The following is a 17,639-nucleotide window of genomic DNA, read 5'->3' as shown; positions in this document are numbered from 1 at the left end:
GTAAATTTTACCGTAAAATGAGAATTGCCGACTCAAGAATTTATCCACCTTCTAACTCTTGACTTTGCAGCACACCTATGAACTTTTTTCATACTGAAGACCACCTCCAACAGTTCGGTACAGATATTTTAGAAACAACTTGGCGAGAATTTCCCCAATTAGCTCAAGAACAAATTGCCCTAACTTGGATAGTATATGATCCTCCCGTTATCGTCAACACGGGGGGAGCAATTTCTCACGAAGAATTCTGGAAATATTCCCCCCGCGGATTTAGTTATCGCGGACAAGAAAGAACCTATCCCGCTAGTTTAGTGAAATTATTTTATCTAGTAGCAATTCATGAGTGGTTAGAAGGGGGAATGATTCCCGAAAACACCGAATTAAATCGCGCCATTCGTGACATGATTGTTGACTCTGGTAATGATGCTACCAGTTTAGTTGTAGATCTGGTTACAGGAACCACTAGCGGTCCAGAAATTGCCGCCGGTCCCTTTGAAACTTGGAAGCAACAACGCAACATAGTTAATCGTTATTTTCAATCCCTAAATTGGCCAGAATTAGCGACAATTAACGTTAATCAAAAAACTTGGTCTGATGGTCCCTATGGACGTGAACGCGCTTTTTTAGGGGAATTAATGGAGAATCGCAATATGTTAACTAGCAATGCAGTGGCGCGTTTAATTCATACTATTGTCGGGGGGATTGCTGTTTCTTCCCAACGTTCACAGATGATGATGTCTTTACTAAAACGAAGTCTTAATCCTGCTGATTGGACAAGCCAAGGAGATGAGACACAAATTTTAGGATTTCTGGGACAAGGATTACCAGAAAATAGTCAAATTTGGTCAAAAGCTGGTTGGACAAGTCAAGTGCGTCACGATGCAGCTTATATTGAAATTCCCCATCATACTCCCTATCTCTTGGTGGTATTTACCGAGGGAAAAGATAACAGTCAAAATCGCTCAATTTTACCTTTTATTTCCCAGAAAGTAGCCGAGAAAATTATGCAGTTCAATTAATTGAAGCTGTGGGTAGGATGATTTTCTCTGTCATTGTCAAAAGTGCTAGATAAACATCCTACTGTCATGAACCCGTAAATTGACTGATGTGCATCTCAATATATAGCTTTTCTGGGATAGATGGGGTTTGTTCTTGCAGCTGAAATACTCGATTAAGTTTAGTCTGTGCTTCACCTTGACTAGAAGGACTGTCATCATTTAAACTAACAATAAGTTGTTTTTAAGTATTTCCTCAAATGTGTGACTTTCAACCCTCACCATTGTCATAACGAAAGGGAAGTGGAGAGTAAACTAATTGTCCAGTATTTACTCCCCAAACTAGGCTACAATGCCGAACATTGGTATCAACAAGTTAGCTTCGGTAAAGTCCGCTTAGATTTCCTTGTTTCCGCTCAAAAACCTATCAACAAAAAGCAGTTTTTATCCTCTCACTGTCTAATTATTGAGGCTAAAAATCCCAGAGAAAAGCTCATCAATCATCGTCACCGCTTAGGTTATTATCTCAACTACTTTAAAGTGCAGTGGGGATTATTAACCAATGGTTATGAGATTCAACTTTATCGAAGAAACCCCGATAAAATTTATTTAGTTTTTAGATGTTCTGGGTTAGAAATTGCCTCTCACTTAGAACAGTTAAAATCTCTGATTGGCTACGAAACCTTATCTTTAGGTATTCCACCGCTCAATTCTCCAACAATCAACCACAGAAACCCCATGAAAACCATCGCAATTTATCATCATAAAGGTGGTGTTGGTAAAACCACCGTCGCTACCAATCTAGCGGCAGCTTTGAGTAAAAAAGGCAAGCGAGTATTATTAATTGATATTGATGCTCAAGCTAATAGTACCTTTGCCGTTGGTTTAATTAAGTTTCAATTCGATGATGACGATGATTTAAAAGATAAAAATGTCTTTCATTTACTCAATGATGGAGACATAACTTTTGTGCAAAATATTGTCAGAAAATCTCAGGGATTTAACCATCCAGAAATTGATGTAATTCCCGCTCATATTAGCTTAATTGAAAAACAAACTACCTTAACTAGATACGGGAGTTCTGACACAAGATTATCTAAAAAATTAGATAAAGTTAGAGATGATTATGACTTGGTTATTATTGATACCCCGCCATCCTTAGATTTTTATGCTCAAGCTGGTTTAATTGCTTCCGACTATCTGATTATTCCATCAGATCTTAAACCATTTTCTAATCAAGGTTTAAATAGTGTAAAAAATTTTATCAAGGAAGCAATTAACGAACCTCGTGAAAATTTAGGTAAAGAACCCCTAAAAATTTTAGGCGTTTTACCTTCCAAAATTTCCACCCATGCTCAATACTTAAGATTTAATTTTCCCAGACAAAAACAAGTGATTCCAGACAAATACGGTTTACCTTTGATGGAATCGACTATCTCGGAAAGAATGCCTTTATCTCGCTGTATAAATCAATACGTTACTGTGGGAGATTTAGAAATTCCTGCTCCCCAATCTATAATGGATTATGCCGAAAATCAAGGCGATGCGGGAGTATCAGCAGCAGAATTTGAAGCCTTAGCAATCGAAGTTTTAGCTAAAATAGGAGTTAAATAAATGTGGGATTTTTTACTAATTGATTTACAGGACGTGGTAGCTACTAAAGAGCGTTCTTATTTTCCAGAAACAGATTTACACAACTTAGCTAATCTTATTGTAGCAATGAAGGGCTTAATGCGTCCTGTCATTCTCAAAAAAATTGGCTTTGAACGCTTCCAGATTATTGAGGGAAATTTAGAGTATTATGCCTGTTTAATTGCTAAAGAAAAAGAACGCAGCCTAGAAACTATTAACGCTTTTGTGGTTGATAAAGAAGCGGAGAATATCGCTTTACAGCAAATACAGTTATTATCCCCTTCTCCTGGGTTAATTACCACGCCCGAAAAAACAGATAATCCTCTAGAATTGAGGGTGAATAATCTTGAAAAACGATTAGAAACCCAGTTACAAGCAATCCGAGAGGAGTACCAAAAAGAAATCAAAAGACTGGAAGAAAAAATTATTATTTCTCCTCCTCCTTCTGCTTCTCCTCCTCCTTCTCCTCCTTCTAAGTCGATTTTAGAGCTTTTGAATACCTGTGATGCTAATCAACTTAAAAAAGCGGGAATAAATAGAACAGTTACTGGAAATTTTCTCAAAGTGCGAAAAGATAAGCTATTTATTTCTCTTGATGATATCACTGATCGAGTAGATAAAATGGGGGTAGTAACTCTGAGCAAACTTATCGATTATTTGCTGACTTCTAATTGATTTTTGTGGGTGTGTTGAGATGCTTTAACACACCCTACCGATGGGTGTTATAATAATGGAAGATCAGGAAAAAACCTGATCCGATAGCGGGCAAAGATTAACTAGAAGACGGGTGAAAAGAGAAAAATTATGATAATTACCCCAGTAATAGCTGCTTCTTTAACAATTCCTCCCCTAGAAAACGGCGATAAATTAACTCGATGGGAATTTGAACGACGTTATCAAGGGATGCCCCATCTCAAAAAAGCGGAACTAATTGAAGGAATTGTTTATATGGCATCTCCCCTCAGATTTGAAAGTCACGCCGAGCCTCATGCTAATATTATCGGATGGTTAGCTCTCTATAAAGCGGCGACTCCAGGTGTTAGATTGGGTGATAATGCCACCGTGAGATTAGATATTGATAACGAACCCCAACCGGATGCCCTATTAAGAATTGACAAGGGAGGACAATCGACAATTAGTCAAGATGATTATGTAGAAGGAGCGCCGGAATTAATTGTCGAAATTGCCGCTTCTAGTGCTTCCTACGATGTTCATCAAAAATTAAATGTTTACCGTCGCAATCAAGTCCAAGAATACCTAGTCTGGCGGTTTTATGAACAAGAAATTGATTGGTTTCGGCTACAGGCAGGAGAATATATTAAACTAGAACCCGATAGTGATGGCATAATGCGCTCCCAAATCTTCCCCGGTTTATGGCTAGATAAAAACGCTTTATTAATGGGCGACTTAGGAAAAGTTTTAGTGATTTTGCAGCGGGGGTTAGAAACAGCAGAACATCAAGATTTTGTTAATAAATTAACTAGCGATCGCTCTCAAGTTTAAAAATTAGATAATTATTTTCTCTCAAGTGTTCTATAATATGGGAGAAAAAACTTTGCTCAAATTAATGGATTATTTATTGACTTCTAACTGATTTTTGTGGGTGTGTTGAGCTACTTTAACACACCCTACCGATGGGTGTTATAATAATGGAAGATCAGGAAAAAAACCTAATCCGATAGCGGGCAAAGATTAACTAGAAGACGGGTGAAAAGAGAAAAATTATGATAATTACCCCAGTAATAGCTGCTACTTTAACAATTCCTTCCCTAGAAAACGGCGATAAATTAACTCGATGGGAATTTGAACGACGTTATCAAGGGATGCCCCATCTCAAAAAAGCGGAACTAATTGAAGGAATTGTTTATATGGCATCTCCCTTGAGAATTACCCAACATGGTGAACCCCACGCACATATTATGTTATGGTTGGGTTTTTATAAAGCTTTTACCCCCTATCTGCAATTAGGGGATAATTGCACCGTGAGATTAGATATTGATAACGAACCCCAACCGGATGCCCTATTAAGAATTGACAAGGGAGGACAATCGACAATTAGTCAAGATGATTATGTAGAAGGAGCGCCGGAATTAATTGTCGAAATTGCCGCTTCTAGTGCTTCCTACGATGTTCATCAAAAATTAAATGTTTACCGTCGCAATCAAGTCCAAGAATACCTAGTCTGGCGGTTTTATGAACAAGAATTTGATTGGTTTCGGCTACAGGCAGGAGAATATATTAAACTAGAACCCGATAGTGATGGCATAATACGCTCCCAAATCTTCCCTGGTTTATGGCTAGATAAAAACGCTTTATTAATAGGCGACTTAGGAAAAGTTTTAGTGATTTTGCAGCGTGGGTTAGAAACAGCAGAACATCGAGATTTTGTCAAGAAACTAACTGCTAATCACGGCTAGATTGTAAAATTATATAATTATTCTTGATCCACTGTCCTATAATGACAGAAAGAGTATTTTTGACTTGAATTTGTTCTTAACTGTACCCCACATTTCGACAAGCTCAATGTAAAATAATCTCGCCCCTGATAATCTTCACTTCGACAAGCTCAGTAACCACTCATCACCTCACTATATGTCAAACCTAATCCTTTTCTGGCATCGTCGCGATTTACGTCTCTCGGATAATATTGGACTGAGTAAAGCTAGGGAGCGTAGTCCGAAAATTATTGGGGTTTTCTGCCTCGATCCTGCTATTTTAGAAGGGGATGATATCGCCCCTGCTAGAGTTGCCTATCTCCTTGGTTGTCTAGAGGAATTAGAAAAAAATTATCGCCAAAAAGGTAGTCAATTACTGATTATTCGCGGCAACCCCAGTCAAACACTCGTCAACTTAGCCGGCAATTTATCGGCAAAAGCAGTTTTTTTTAACCTCGATATTGAACCCTATGCGCGTCAACGGGATCAACAGGTAATTGCCGCTTTACAAACAAAAGGAATTGAGGTAGAAACCTTCTGGGATCAACTTCTCCACGCTCCAGGACAAGTCCTCACCCTCTCAAAAAGCCCCTACACCGTATATACTCCTTTTTGGAAAAATTGGAGCCAATTAGCCAAAGCCAGCCCCACAACCCTAGAAAACCTGCAAGGATTAGAGGAAAATGAGGGGGAGAAACTCACAGAAACTATTAATTTACCAACCCTAGAAAATTTAGGTTTTACTTGGCAAAACCCCTTACCCCTCACCCCCGGAGAAAAAGCCGCCAATAGCAGATTAGAAGAATTTTGTCAAGGGGTTATTAACAATTATCAAGAAGATCGTAACTTCCCCGCTTTTGATGGCACCTCGCGCTTGAGTGCCGCTTTAAAATTTGGGGCGATTGGCATTCGCACGATTTGGACGGCAACCCTAGAGTTATTAGAAAATTGCCGCGCCCAAGAAGCAAAAGATAGTATTATCACTTGGCAGCAAGAGTTAGCTTGGCGGGAATTTTACCAGCATTGTCTCTATTTTTTCCCAGAATTGGCGGTCGGTGCTTATAGAAAAGAATTTCGTCATTTTCCTTGGCAGGATAACGAAGAACATTTTCAAGCTTGGTGCCAGGGAAAAACCGGCTATCCGATTGTTGACGCGGCGATGCGACAATTAAATGAAACGGGATGGATGCACAATCGTTGTCGCATGATTGTGGCGAGTTTTCTAACCAAAGATTTAATTATTAACTGGCAAAAAGGCGAAAAATACTTCATGCAGAAACTTTTTGATGGCGATTTAGCCGCTAATAATGGTGGTTGGCAGTGGAGTGCCTCTAGTGGCATGGATCCGAAACCTTTAAGAATTTTTAATCCCGCTAGTCAGACACAAAAATTCGATCCAGAAGGGGAATATATTCGTCAATGGTTGCCGGAATTAGCTTCCGTAGATACGGAATATTTAGTAACTGGGAAAATCCCCAGTTTAGAAAGACATCGTTGCGGTTATCCCGATCCAATTGTCGATCATAATCAACAACAAAAAAAATTCAAACAACTCTATAGTAATCAGAAGCCAAAACAATAGACCTCTGGTAAAAATCAAAAATTGTTGTTAGGGTTAGGAGTCAGTAAGTAGTCGTGCAAAATTAATTTCCTAGTGAAGATAGGCAAGAGGCAAGAGCGGGGTTAGATATGTGTAATTAATTTTGCTTAGGTACTTAAGCGCTCTTGGGCTTGGTGGGTAAAATGTATTCTAAGATACAGTTATGCTGGCGAGGGAGTGGAAGGAACCATAGAGACACAGAGGACACAGAGATCGATCGCTCCTATACAAGTTAAACTGATCACACAAAGAATAAGAGAGCCTACCTTTTAAACAGGGTTTGGTGTGATCTAGTTTTACTCAACTAATTTCTTCAGCAGGGCATTCACTTCCTCCAGTCCGGATTGATCATTTTTCAGCAGATAAACCGCTCGCGCGTGCTTAAAAGCCGCCGCTGCCTCTCTTTTTCGTCCTCGGCCCGCGTAGGCCCGACCGAGATTAAGATAGACATCGGCGTTATTGGGGGCGATTTTGGCCAAATCTTGATAGGCAATAATTGCTCCAAGATAATCTTTTCTGGCCAGATGGATGCGACCGATTCCCGCTTGTGCTTCCAACGATTGGGGTTGTAGGAAAACAGCCCGACGATAGAAGGGGAGAGCTTCGTCAAAACGCTCCTGTTTTTCGAGTAAAATCCCTATTTTTAGCTGAATTAAAAAATTACTTGCACTTTGTCGCTCTATTTCTTTTAAAATTTGGGTTCCGCCATTTAAATCGCCCTGTTTAAGCAAAAGGCTGGCCAGTTGCAATCTTAATTCACTATTGTTAGGGAATCTTTGCAGGGATTTTTGGAGAAAATCGAGGGCTTCGCTGCTTTTATTTTGTTCGATCAAGGCTTTAGCCATGATTTCGTGGGCTTGCTGATTATTTGGGTCGAGAGCTAAAACCCATTGGTAAACTTCCCCCGCTTTAGCATAGTTTTTTTGCCGCAATAATACCACCCCTAAACCGAGGTAGTGTTGGACGTTTTTCGGTTCTATTTGGATAGCGTAGTAGTAAGCGGTGGCCGCATTGTCATAATCACCGATATTAGCTAAACTATAACCGAGAGCATGGAAAAAGTCAGGATTACTCGGATCGAGACTTAAAGCTTTTTGGTATGCCTGGGCGGCGGCGTTATAATTCCCTTGCCGCGTTTGTAAAAAGCCTATTCCAGAGAAAATTTTGGCATTATTGCCATCAAGGGCGGCGGCCTGCTCGTAAATGGCTATAGCCTCCCCATAATTGCCATTTTTGACCAATTGCCGCGCTTGACGCAGTAGTTCGTTAACCTGTGAATTCTTGCCGACGATTGCCCCTGCTGGACTGTCGGCGATCGCAATTGAGGGATAGAAACAGCCCCCCGCAAGAAGACCGACGAGCAAGATTAAACGGGTAAATTGTTTCATCGCTTTACCTTTGTTAACGATTCTTAATTAAAATTTATTGTAAATGGTATTGACAAAAATCAACTATTCTGCATCACCCTTGGACGAGATTATTGCGGGCCTCTTGGGCGACTTGGGCGCTTTTGTCGCTGGTTAACTGGGTCAAAACAGCGATCGCATCTTGCCCACCTAAGCGGCCTAAAGCTTGAGCGAGACGATAGCGCAGTTGCCAGTCATCATCATTAGCCAAGGGAACGAGTAAAGAGACGGCGCGAGGGTCGCCTAGTTCCCCAAACGCGCTAACGGCGGCCGTTTTTACCAATTCATTATCGGAGTTAAGGGCGATTTCCAGTAGTTCAAAGCCGCGGGGTTCCCCCAATTCGCCCAAAGCGGCCACAATGCTAAATTGAATTAACCAGTCGCTGGATTGTTGATAGACAGCCACCAGATCATCGTAGGCTGCCGTTAATTTTAACCCCCCGATCGCATCGGCCGCGGCTGCTTTCACGTCTGCTTCCGGATCATTTAACAAACGATCGCGCAAAATAGTTAAGGCCAGATCAAGATTCTGATGACCGAGGACATCTAACTGACTTACCGCCGAATAACGCACCCTAGCGTTACTATCGTTAATTAAAGGCTGTAACATCTCGAAGGCGATTTCTGGGGTTAAATAACGCAGTTGATTAACTCCCGATAAGCGATCGCCATAATCATCAGAATCGAGCAGCCGTTGCACGGATTCGGGGGAATAATTCATAATTTGATGACACCCTTAACAATTGGACTGGTATTAATTGTCCCATGAATAGTTATCGACTCCTGACTATCTTGATCATCTTTAGTTCCCCGGTTTTTTGGGGCTGTAGTCCTCCCTCTCCCCCTAAAAAAGAACCAACGGCCGAGATGCTTGTTCCTCCTTCTCCCAGTCCGATTATTTCCGCATCAGATATTAAAGATGCTAATCGTTATCGTCAATTGGGATTACAGTATCGTCAACAGGGAGATTTTATCAAAAGTATTGAGGCTTTAAAAAAATCGGTACAGTTAAACCCCAATCATCTAGACGGGAGAGTAATTTTAGGTTGGACACAACACCTAGCTAAACAACCTTTAGCGGCACAAACAACCCTTGAAGAAACGATTAAAATTGCCCCCGATCATCTGGCTGCTTATAATGCTTTGGGTATTGTTTATCTTGTCAGTGGTCATCTTGAAAAAGCCGTAGTCACTCATACTAAAGCCGCTAATTTAAAACCCGATAATGAAATCGCCTACTATAATTTATCCCTCGCCTATCATCGTCTAAAAGATTTTGAATCAGCTATTAATAACGCTAAAAAAGCAGTTAAATTAGAGCCAAATAATCCCCATCCTCTTGTGGCTTTGGCAATGGTTTATTTAGATCAAGGTGATAGTAAAAAAGCGCAGGATACCTATAGAAAGGCTAGGAATTTAGACGGTCGTTATCGACAAAAATGGTTTCTGGCACATCTGAAGGAAGCTGGTTTTAGTCAGGAGCAGATTAAATTAGTCGAAAAGTTACTATCCCAGATTTAAAATTATTATTCCCCTTAAGATGCCTGTCGATGTCCCAGTTTTAGGAAAATAGTTTCTAAATCTTCGCGGCAAGTATAAAACTCGCTTAGTATCAGGCCAGAAACGACTAAAGATTTCAACAGTTCTGCACTATCTTCTAGGGTTCCCGTAAATTTAACTCGGAGAGTATTAGTATTAATAATTCTTTGCCAACTTTCCACAAAAACACATTGTTTAAGAGCGGTTTCTAAGTCCTCTAAATTGCCTAGAGTTGTGATCTGCAAGTATTGACCAGCTAGACGTTGATTTAATTCCTGTAAAGAGGTACTTTCCACTAGATAACCTAATTCCATGATACCCAAAGAACTGCAAAGTTCGGCTAAATCACTAAGGACATGGGAGGAAATTAAAATAGTCATACCTACCGATTGTAAGACTTTAATAATCTCACGAAATTGTAAACGAGCGATCGGGTCTAATCCAGAAACCGGTTCATCAAGAAGTAAAATTAAAGGTTCATGGATAATCGTTCGGGCTAAACTTAAACGTTGTTTCATCCCCCGGGATAAAGTAGGGATCAAATTATGGCTTTTACTGGTTAATTGTACCAGTTCTAGAACCTCATAAATGCGGCGATGACGTTGGGAGCGAGGGATATGATAAAGACGGGCAAAATAATCCAGATAATTCCAGACATTTAAGTCATCATAGAGGGGAAAATTATCGGGTAGATAACCTAAATTTCTTTTGAGACGGGTATTACTCTCATCTCTTAAAAGACGTTCTCCGTGGAGATATATTTCTCCCGTCGTCGGTTCTTCCGCTGCCGCTAACATTCTAATTAAAGTGGTTTTTCCTGCTCCATTTGGACCGATTAACCCGTAAACTTCCCCCGATTCAATCTGTAAATCCACCTGATTAACGGCTCCATGGTGGTCAAATTGTTTGGTTAAACCAACGGTAGCAATGGCTAATTCTGGTGTGTTCATAAAGTTTTTTATTTAGGTTCTCACGGTGACTCGCTAACCAAGAATACAGGGTTTGGCCGATTCAAGTCTGAATTGCACACTGTCTGATCTATCTTCATAGAATACCTCATTTGGGGTACGATAGTCAAGACATTTTCGAGGACGATTGTTAGTCAAATTTACGGCTCTTTCAACCTCCTCTGACTTAATAATTTTAAAATTCGTTCCCTTGGGAAAAAATTTGTTTTAACAGTCCATTGGTATGCTTATTTAATCCCCTATCCTAAAAATGATAAGGACTAGAAAAATAAAAATCTACTCCTAGGTTCTGACTCAACTCTTGATGTCCACAAAATTCTTTGCCGTTGTCACAAGTAAAGGTTTTATTTTTGTCAGGGTGAATCTCTTGGAAAAGTTTTTCTGTGACAAAGGTTGATTTCCGATGCAGTTTTGTTTTTGGCTAATTCTGCTACTAAAAATTTCGAGGTTTTGTCCATATATGTAACGAGAGCTCCTAGATGATTGACTTCAATCATTGTGTCACTTTCCCAATGACCAATCTCGGTTTTCTGGTCAGCAATTGCGGCGTTGTCAGATAAAGAGATGAGGAGGCAAAATAGATGGAAACTCAATGAACGAAAAAAAACGATGAAATGTCCAGAATGTGAACGTGACCAAATCAATAAAAATGGTAATCGTGGTCAAAAACAAAATTATATATCCCACCATCCCACTATCCCACTATCCCACTATCCCACGGGAGCATCTCACTTACGCGATGAGTAATTATACTTAGCCTAAAAGCCACTCTTAATCGTGTCTTGGAACGAAATAGAGGCTTTTAAAGACCGCGTATATGGAGAATTAAAACAAGAATTACCCTCGAAAAGCCTATTTTTCTACTAAGTATTTATGCTTATTGCAAAGGTGAGATGCTCCCTATCCCACTATCCCACCTTCTGCGCTTCTTAACATTCAATTGATAATTTTTACTAATACATTGCTTAAAATTCTTTGTCAGTAGGGACTATAGCTACAATAATTGATTTTTATCAAGGTCAAGAATTGTAATTTTTTTCTCGGAAAAATTAAAAATATTTTTCAATAGTAGTTTCTACAAGGACAGTTTTTCGTCAAAACATCTTGGGGAATGTAAAAATATATAAAAATATATGAGGATGTACGGAATATCGGATCAAAATAGCGTGTATTGTTCGTCACAGGATTTGCTTCGTGTAGGCTAGACTGTAAGTAGCTAACTAAATCACCCTCTTATAATAGAGATTTCCCCATGCCCCAAGCCTTGAAAGCAATTTATCATAGTGGTAAGTTCATCCTTAAAACAGCTTACGATTTACCTGAAGGCACTGGGGTGGAGCTTTTTGTAAAATCACCTCAAATTATTCCCCCAAAGATTACCGATATTGCGGCTAGGCAGAATTTTTTAAGGCTGCTTGTTGAGCGAATGCAACAAAACCCCATTCCCTCTAATGCTCCCCAGTTTACGAGAGATATGTTGCATGAACGCCGTTGACAAAAATGTTTTAATTTACGTCAATGATTTGCGTGATCCTAGTAAGCAGGCAATCGCAGCTTCTCTAGTAGCTAATCTGACAGAGGGAGTTTTAATTGGGCAGGTTGCCTGCGAATATTTAGCAGCAAGCCGCAAACTTGAGCCATTTGGGTATGACAGAGCGCAAGTCTATCAGTACATTCGAGATTTGCAACAGGTTTGGTACACAGCTTTGCCAACTTGGGCTGTGATTAATCGTGCTGAGGACTTGATGAGCCGTTTTAGTTTGTCTCATTGGGATTCGATGGTGGTTGCTGCTTGTTTGGAAGCAAACGTCGAAACTCTTTACACAGAAGACTTTGGATATTCAGACATTGATGGGCTGAAAATTGTCAATCCTTTCAATAGTCCCTAAACCTGCCGCAGCATAAGCCGTTATACCGAATCGGTTTTTAATAGCATGATTAACTGCCAATCCAATTTTAAAAACCCGCTCTCTTTTCCACACTGCTGTAACAAAAAACAACTGTACCTTGATAGCGATCGCTAAAGATCAAATTGGAACTGAAATTACTTTGATAGCAAGAATTGCATTGCATCTTTCCTATTCTGATCTGACAACGCCTCACCATGGCACCTACGAAGTGGGAATTTAACCCACAGCAATCTTCTTAAGTTATCAAGGTTGTAATCCTTACCCCGTGTCCGTTTTTAGCTGTTATAGCTTCACCTGGACGGGAACGAATTGACTAGAAGCGACCACTAAAGGGGAAAGGTGGTTCCAGTCAACTGGGGTTCCTCCAAATAATAAAAGTGATAGGTGCGACGGGCAAAATACCACCCCCCTTTTTGGAAGGTGAACTCATCCTGATAGTAGCCATAGTTATGAAAGCCTTGGCCATCCCGACCTCTACCAATCTCTTCCATACACCAGCGAGCCTGGGCTTGCCCATCAGAGACGCTAACCACTCCGCCATGCACCATCTGAACGAAAAAGTCCCATCTACCCAATAAATCATTGAACAATTCAATAATACTATCTTCCCCCTTCACTTTTACGGCTATGGGGGGGGAGATTTCCCAAACCCCCTCCTCTAGCCAGAGTTTTTTAAATAATTCAGCATCCCTATGATTAACTGCATCAGCAAATTGGAAAACAAGGCGTTGAAGACTAGCTTCATGGACGATCAAATCTTCTGAGATAGGGGGCATTGAAAACCTCTGAATATCAGTTACATTTTACTTTAGCAAATAGGGGGACATGACCTGCCATCGTAAGTACCATTCTCCCGGAATCAGCTTCTCGGTAATCTGGGGAGGAAAGGCTTGAGCCATGACTTGCCGTTCCTGGAGAGGCAAATTGTAGAGGATAAAAGGCAGCACGAGATAATCTACAGTAATGTGATGTTTACTGGTTTCTGCGTATAAATGACAAAGTTTTTCCTGTTCGCCAGGACTAATCACTTGACTGATATTGTCCTCATTCAAATAGGCTTCCTCTAATTGATAGTGAGGTTCCCACAGGGCTTCAATCTTTATTAGCGTTTCTGCTATGGTGATCCAGGACACCGTCGTAGCATGGGTCTGGTCAAGCTCTGGGAGAATACCCGCTAACTTTTCCAAAAGGGGAACAATATCCTGATGCTGGTTCTCCATTTCCGCCACAGGTAAAGCAGGCATTTTTTGCTTAAAGTAGGGAAAGATCAGGTCATCCTCTATCTGGTGGTGGGAGTCTAGCAACTGGAGCAATGCGGTGATATAGCATTGCAAACCGAAATCCTCCACTGCTAATCCTTTGGTCGCCAACAACTGACTTTGTTGGATCGCCACTTGCAAAGCCCTTGTGATCACCTGATGAATCCGGGACAGATCCCCCGCAACGGTCAAAGAAGGCAGCTCAAACATAATTCTTAAATCCTTGAGAGAATAATGAGCCGATGGGCAAGATTCTAGGCATCGGTTTGAAAGGCAGTCACCGCTTGGACGGTATCCATAAAATCACGCATTTCCTTAATTTTTCCATATTGGACAGTCCAAACCGCAACAAAATCATTTTCGTACTCCTTGCCCGTGGGCTTAGCCATAACCTTATTATGACCAATGACCACGACCTTGTCCTCTTGAGCAATGTATTCTTGGATTTGTACTTGCTTGAACTGGGCACAATCATGGGTCGTCATAAAAAATTGCTTTACTTCTTCGACTCCTTTCCAGATTCCCCCAAAGGGAACCTGATCCCGGGGATGAGGCATCTCCCACACCACGTCTTCGGCCAATAGACTTAAGACCGTAGGAATATCTCCCTTGCCCAGAGCAGTGTACAGTTGCTGAACAATTTGAATATTGGTAAGGTTTTCTACTACAGCATTTTCTGGATCCATTGATGGACTCCTATTATTCTAAAACTTGTCCGAAATTATAGGAGATTTATCAAAATACTGCAAACTTACAGGCTATCCATCTGCAATTCCAACTTCAGAATGTAAGTAGTCGTGCAAAATTAATTTCCTAGTAAAGATAGGCAAAAGGCAAGAGGCAAAAGGCAAGAGGGGGTTAGATATGTGTAATTAATTTTGCTTAGGTACTTAGCAAATAATACGGAACATAAAACCCAAAAACGTTTAATCCCGTAAAGGAATTTTACACAGAAACTAGAAGAGTCCGCTTTTCCCACCGTTCAACACTTCTGCTTTAGACCTATTGTGCGGTGAGTTCACTTCCGTTGATATCCTGTTATCGAAACGCGCCTCCTCGCAATAGTTCTAGTAATGTATATAGATAAGTAGTCGTGCAAAATTAATTTCCTAGTAAAGATAGGCAAAAGGCAAGAGGCAAAAGGCAAGAGGGGGTTAGATATGTGTAATTAATTTTGCTTAGGTACTTAATCGAATTCGGCTACGGTCAGCAAAATCCGCAAGCAAATTTATATCGCTGGACTTCCCCGTTGACAAAAAGCCATAATCTGTGCTGTAGAAAGGATTAAGAAAATTTCCAGCGCCCCGTTACTGGCTACAAATCAGGGAAACTTCCAATAAATCTAACGCTTTTTGTTGCAGTTGGGTCGGTCGAGTTATCTTAGAAAAACGATAACTTCCCTCCCTAATCGTACATTCCACTGTATTCAAGCAAATCGTCCCCAAGTCTTCCAACAAAGTCCGAAAACTATGCACAGGAAAGTTCTCTTGATTCCGTTTTTTTCTCTCTTTAGACTGAGCGGATTCACTGCGACTCGCTTTAATCACATTCAGAGAACCATCATCAATTTCTTCATCCTCAAATAACAAAGGAGCCAAGCACTGTTTTAAATGCCATTCCACATAATAAGCCAACATACATAAAAAGATATGAGCCTTGACTCTATCACCCTTATAATGATAGATAGGACGTACCTTTAAATCAATTGACTTATAACAGCGAAATGCCTCTTCCACTTGAGATAAACTTTTATAAGCTTTAACCGTCGTCGCTGCATCCATCAAGGTTGACTCCAGAGAAATTCTGGCTCTTCGGTAACTGTTATGCAAATAATTAACTTAAAATAAAATTCGATGAGAGAGCCTACGCCCAAAAATAGCTGAAACCCATACAGGAAAAGGTTTAAGGCACAAACTGGTTAATACCAAAAGATAGACAATCGAGTTAAGATTTGATATAATAGCCAAAAACCAGAGTATTTTACTTATGATACTTGACAAATTTTTGAACCTAGAAGGAACCTCTATTCAAGGCTATCTACACCTAGAAAATATCGGTATAGTTTTCCAAATCGAATCGAAAAATAAAAAAGCAGTCTGTCCTCGTTGTGGGTTAGAGAGCGATAAACTCCACCAAAATCATCGACATTTAGTCAAAGATTTACCGCTCTCAGGTCAACCAGTGTACCTACAAGTTAATCGTCGTCAATTTAAGTGCGGTAATTGTCAGAAACCCTTTAGCGAAGAGTTAGATTTTGTCGGCAAGAAACGAACCTATACGAAAAGACTAGCCGAGAATATACTCGAACAATTATAGCAATTCTCTGACTTATGAGGTACAGTAGCAACAGTGAGTAAACCAATTGCGAATATCTTTTTGAGTAACTTCTAACATAGCCAATTCAATCCCTTCTATTAAGTCTTTGTAAGTTCTCGCCTTTAGTTTTCTTAACATCGCTTTGACTTTTGACCAAAAGTTTTCAATAGGAGAGAATTCGGGAGAATAAGGAGGTAAATAGATGAGTCTAGCTTTTTCTTGTTCGATTATTTCTCTGACCATTTCTCCGAGATGAATCTTGGCGTTATCCATGATCAGACAGTCTCCTTCTTTAATTTTTGGCAGCACTTCCTTCAGAATAAATCCTTCAAATGTTACCGCATCCACTGCACCGTATATGTTGACTGATGCGACAACTTTTTCTAAGCTTATAGCACTAATTATTGAAATATTTCTCCCTCTTTTTTGTGGTTTTCTTCCCCTAGCTCTTTGGCCAATTAAGGCTCTAGCATAGAGTCTCAAAAGGGCTAAATTTACCCCCGATTCATCGATAAAAATTAGTTTTGATGCCTCAATTTCCCGAACTTCTGACCAGTATTCCACTCTTTTTTGCTGTACCCTGTCACTTTCTTTTTCCGCCGCGTGTAGTGTTTTTTTTTGAAACTATAATTGAGTTTTTGCGTCAGCCGCCCCAAGGTGGCTCTACTGACTTTCACCTGTGTCTTTTCATACAGTAAGTCCGATAATTCTTCGAGAGTTGCATCATTGTTAGCTTCGATGATTTCTATTAAAATTATCAATTGTTCACTATTTAACTTGGTTGGCGGACTTCCCCCTTGCGGACGAGGACGGATATCTCCTGTTTCTTTATGTTGCTTCAATAACTTCTGAATAAAGCTTTTGGCCACGTCAAATCTCTGAGCTAGTCCTCGAATGGAAATTTTTTCTTTCTTCCAGACATCGATAATTTTTTGGCGAAAATCTACGGAATAGGGTCTCATAGGAAGCTGGTAAGTTCTATTATTTGTCTATTTGCTTTCCATTGTACCTCATAGCTCCAAGAATTGCTATAAAATCAGGAGATATTTTAAATGTTAGTCGAAGAAATGACGTAACGGAAGAAGAGATTCAAAGAATGATAGAGGACATAGCTGAAGAAATTACAGAGACAGACCTATCGAAATTAAAAAGACTAGGAATTGACGAAATCGCTCTAGTCAAAGGACAAAAAAATTACTGTGCGGTTTTAGTAAATTTAGATACGGGAAAACTAATAGCTATTCTAGAGAAGCGAACACAAGAAGAATTGAGGGAAACGCTTACAGGGTGGGGAAAAGAGGTATTAGAGCAAATTGAAGAAGTCAGCATAGACCTTTGGTTGCCCTATAAAAATTTGGTGAAAGAATTGATGCCATCGGCCGAGGTAGTCGCCGATAGATTCCATGTAATGAAACAAATTAATCAAGAGTTAGACGAACAAAGAAAAGCAGAAAAAAGAGCCGTAGAAGCGCAGAAAAATAAAAAACAGAAAGCGGAAAAAGAAGCGAAGCTAGAAGTTTTAAAGCGAAGTAAATATAGCTTGTTAAAAAATGAAAAAGATTTAACGGAAACCCAAAAA

17 protein-coding genes and 4 pseudogenes are annotated in these 17,639 nt (G+C 40.0%); 12 read left to right on the top strand and 9 right to left on the bottom strand.

The features are described 5' to 3' along the window. Window positions 1-77: 77 nt before the first annotated feature. The 6 genes from ACE3JL_RS13520 to ACE3JL_RS13495 all read left to right on the top strand — a co-directional run bounded on the left by ACE3JL_RS13520 (window position 78) and on the right by ACE3JL_RS13495 (window position 6,644). Window positions 78-1,019, top strand: coding sequence for a serine hydrolase (locus ACE3JL_RS13520; RefSeq protein WP_375327704.1), 942 nt, complete (start codon window positions 78-80; stop codon window positions 1,017-1,019). Window positions 1,020-1,259: 240 nt separating this feature from the next. Continuing rightward, a complete protein-coding gene (locus tag ACE3JL_RS13515) occupies window positions 1,260-2,609 on the top strand; it encodes an AAA family ATPase (RefSeq protein ID WP_375327703.1) in 1,350 nt (449 codons plus the stop codon). Continuing rightward, window positions 2,610-3,302, top strand: a complete 693-nt coding sequence (locus ACE3JL_RS13510; RefSeq protein WP_375327702.1) for a chromosome partitioning protein ParB — start codon at window positions 2,610-2,612, stop codon at window positions 3,300-3,302. Between the two features lie 129 nt (window positions 3,303-3,431). After that, window positions 3,432-4,130: a Uma2 family endonuclease gene (locus tag ACE3JL_RS13505; RefSeq protein WP_193956183.1), complete on the top strand. Its 699-nt coding sequence runs from the start codon at window positions 3,432-3,434 to the stop codon at window positions 4,128-4,130. Window positions 4,131-4,351: 221 nt separating this feature from the next. Continuing rightward, window positions 4,352-5,044 (top strand): Uma2 family endonuclease, encoded by a 693-nt coding sequence (locus ACE3JL_RS13500; protein WP_375327701.1) that lies wholly within the window; start codon window positions 4,352-4,354, stop codon window positions 5,042-5,044. Between the two features lie 175 nt (window positions 5,045-5,219). Then, complete coding sequence (locus tag ACE3JL_RS13495) at window positions 5,220-6,644, top strand: FAD-binding domain-containing protein (protein ID WP_271987707.1); 1,425 nt, start codon at window positions 5,220-5,222, stop codon at window positions 6,642-6,644. Window positions 6,645-6,958: 314 nt separating this feature from the next. Here ACE3JL_RS13495 and ACE3JL_RS13490 read toward each other — a convergent pair whose 3' ends face one another. Continuing rightward, the gene (locus ACE3JL_RS13490) at window positions 6,959-8,050 is read right to left on the bottom strand and encodes a lipopolysaccharide assembly protein LapB (RefSeq protein WP_271987705.1); all 1,092 of its coding nucleotides are present in this window, start codon (window positions 8,048-8,050) and stop codon (window positions 6,959-6,961) included. Window positions 8,051-8,123: 73 nt separating this feature from the next. After that, complete coding sequence (nblB, locus tag ACE3JL_RS13485; RefSeq protein ID WP_271987703.1) at window positions 8,124-8,789, bottom strand: phycobilisome degradation protein NblB; 666 nt, start codon at window positions 8,787-8,789, stop codon at window positions 8,124-8,126. A 44-nt stretch (window positions 8,790-8,833) separates the two neighbouring features. Between nblB and ACE3JL_RS13480 the strand changes: the two genes are divergently transcribed. Then, window positions 8,834-9,589, top strand: coding sequence for a tetratricopeptide repeat protein (locus ACE3JL_RS13480; protein ID WP_375327700.1), 756 nt, complete (start codon window positions 8,834-8,836; stop codon window positions 9,587-9,589). Between the two features lie 14 nt (window positions 9,590-9,603). Here the strand turns inward: ACE3JL_RS13480 and ACE3JL_RS13475 are convergent, their stop codons facing one another. Both ACE3JL_RS13475 and ACE3JL_RS13470 read right to left on the bottom strand, forming a co-directional pair. Continuing rightward, window positions 9,604-10,557 (bottom strand): ABC transporter ATP-binding protein, encoded by a 954-nt coding sequence (locus ACE3JL_RS13475; protein ID WP_271987699.1) that lies wholly within the window; start codon window positions 10,555-10,557, stop codon window positions 9,604-9,606. Between the two features lie 33 nt (window positions 10,558-10,590). Continuing rightward, a pseudogene (locus tag ACE3JL_RS13470) lies at window positions 10,591-11,123 on the bottom strand (IS30 family transposase); the annotation flags it as partial. Between the two features lie 61 nt (window positions 11,124-11,184). Between ACE3JL_RS13470 and ACE3JL_RS13465 the strand changes: the two are divergent. From ACE3JL_RS13465 to ACE3JL_RS13455, 3 genes are all read left to right on the top strand, one after another. Continuing rightward, window positions 11,185-11,322: a hypothetical protein gene (locus tag ACE3JL_RS13465; RefSeq protein ID WP_375327699.1), complete on the top strand. Its 138-nt coding sequence runs from the start codon at window positions 11,185-11,187 to the stop codon at window positions 11,320-11,322. 505 nt (window positions 11,323-11,827) lie between these two features. Then, window positions 11,828-12,070 (top strand): antitoxin family protein, encoded by a 243-nt coding sequence (locus ACE3JL_RS13460; protein ID WP_375327698.1) that lies wholly within the window; start codon window positions 11,828-11,830, stop codon window positions 12,068-12,070. Further along, on the top strand, window positions 12,057-12,464 hold the full coding sequence (locus tag ACE3JL_RS13455) for a PIN domain-containing protein (RefSeq protein WP_375327697.1): 408 nt from the start codon (window positions 12,057-12,059) through the stop codon (window positions 12,462-12,464). Before ACE3JL_RS13460 ends, ACE3JL_RS13455 begins: the two co-directional genes overlap by 14 nt. A 347-nt stretch (window positions 12,465-12,811) precedes the next feature. Here ACE3JL_RS13455 and ACE3JL_RS13450 read toward each other — a convergent pair whose 3' ends face one another. From ACE3JL_RS13450 to ACE3JL_RS13435, 4 genes and pseudogenes are all read right to left on the bottom strand, one after another. Further along, window positions 12,812-13,261 carry a nuclear transport factor 2 family protein gene (locus tag ACE3JL_RS13450; RefSeq protein WP_375327696.1) on the bottom strand — a complete coding sequence of 150 codons (450 nt, stop codon included), beginning with the start codon at window positions 13,259-13,261 and terminating at the stop codon, window positions 12,812-12,814. A 27-nt stretch (window positions 13,262-13,288) separates the two neighbouring features. Beyond that, window positions 13,289-13,954 carry a hemerythrin domain-containing protein gene (locus ACE3JL_RS13445; RefSeq protein ID WP_375327695.1) on the bottom strand — a complete coding sequence of 222 codons (666 nt, stop codon included), beginning with the start codon at window positions 13,952-13,954 and terminating at the stop codon, window positions 13,289-13,291. A 44-nt stretch (window positions 13,955-13,998) separates the two neighbouring features. Further along, complete coding sequence (locus tag ACE3JL_RS13440; RefSeq protein ID WP_375327694.1) at window positions 13,999-14,430, bottom strand: nuclear transport factor 2 family protein; 432 nt, start codon at window positions 14,428-14,430, stop codon at window positions 13,999-14,001. Between the two features lie 621 nt (window positions 14,431-15,051). Next, window positions 15,052-15,549: pseudogene (locus ACE3JL_RS13435) on the bottom strand (tail length tape measure protein); the annotation flags it as partial. A 181-nt stretch (window positions 15,550-15,730) separates the two neighbouring features. Here ACE3JL_RS13435 and ACE3JL_RS13430 point away from each other — a divergent pair. Next, window positions 15,731-16,057 (top strand): annotated as a pseudogene (locus ACE3JL_RS13430) (transposase family protein); the annotation flags it as partial. A 15-nt stretch (window positions 16,058-16,072) separates the two neighbouring features. Here the strand turns inward: ACE3JL_RS13430 and ACE3JL_RS13425 are convergent. Next, window positions 16,073-17,022 (bottom strand): IS630-like element ISMae26 family transposase gene (locus ACE3JL_RS13425; protein ID WP_375327693.1). Its coding sequence is split into 2 segments (ribosomal slippage): window positions 16,073-16,680 and window positions 16,680-17,022, totalling 951 coding nucleotides; the frame shifts between segments, so codons are not numbered across the junction. A 68-nt stretch (window positions 17,023-17,090) separates the two neighbouring features. On the opposite strand from ACE3JL_RS13425, the pseudogene ACE3JL_RS13420 reads away from it, so the two are divergent. Continuing rightward, window positions 17,091-17,630: pseudogene (locus ACE3JL_RS13420) on the top strand (transposase); the annotation flags it as partial. Between the last annotated feature and the right edge of the window lie 9 nt (window positions 17,631-17,639).

Source organism: Microcystis sp. BLCC-F210 (genome assembly GCF_042134685.1).
Lineage (GTDB): Bacteria > Cyanobacteriota > Cyanobacteriia > Cyanobacteriales > Microcystaceae > Microcystis > Microcystis aeruginosa_D.
This window is presented reverse-complemented; position numbering and strand designations above follow the sequence as displayed.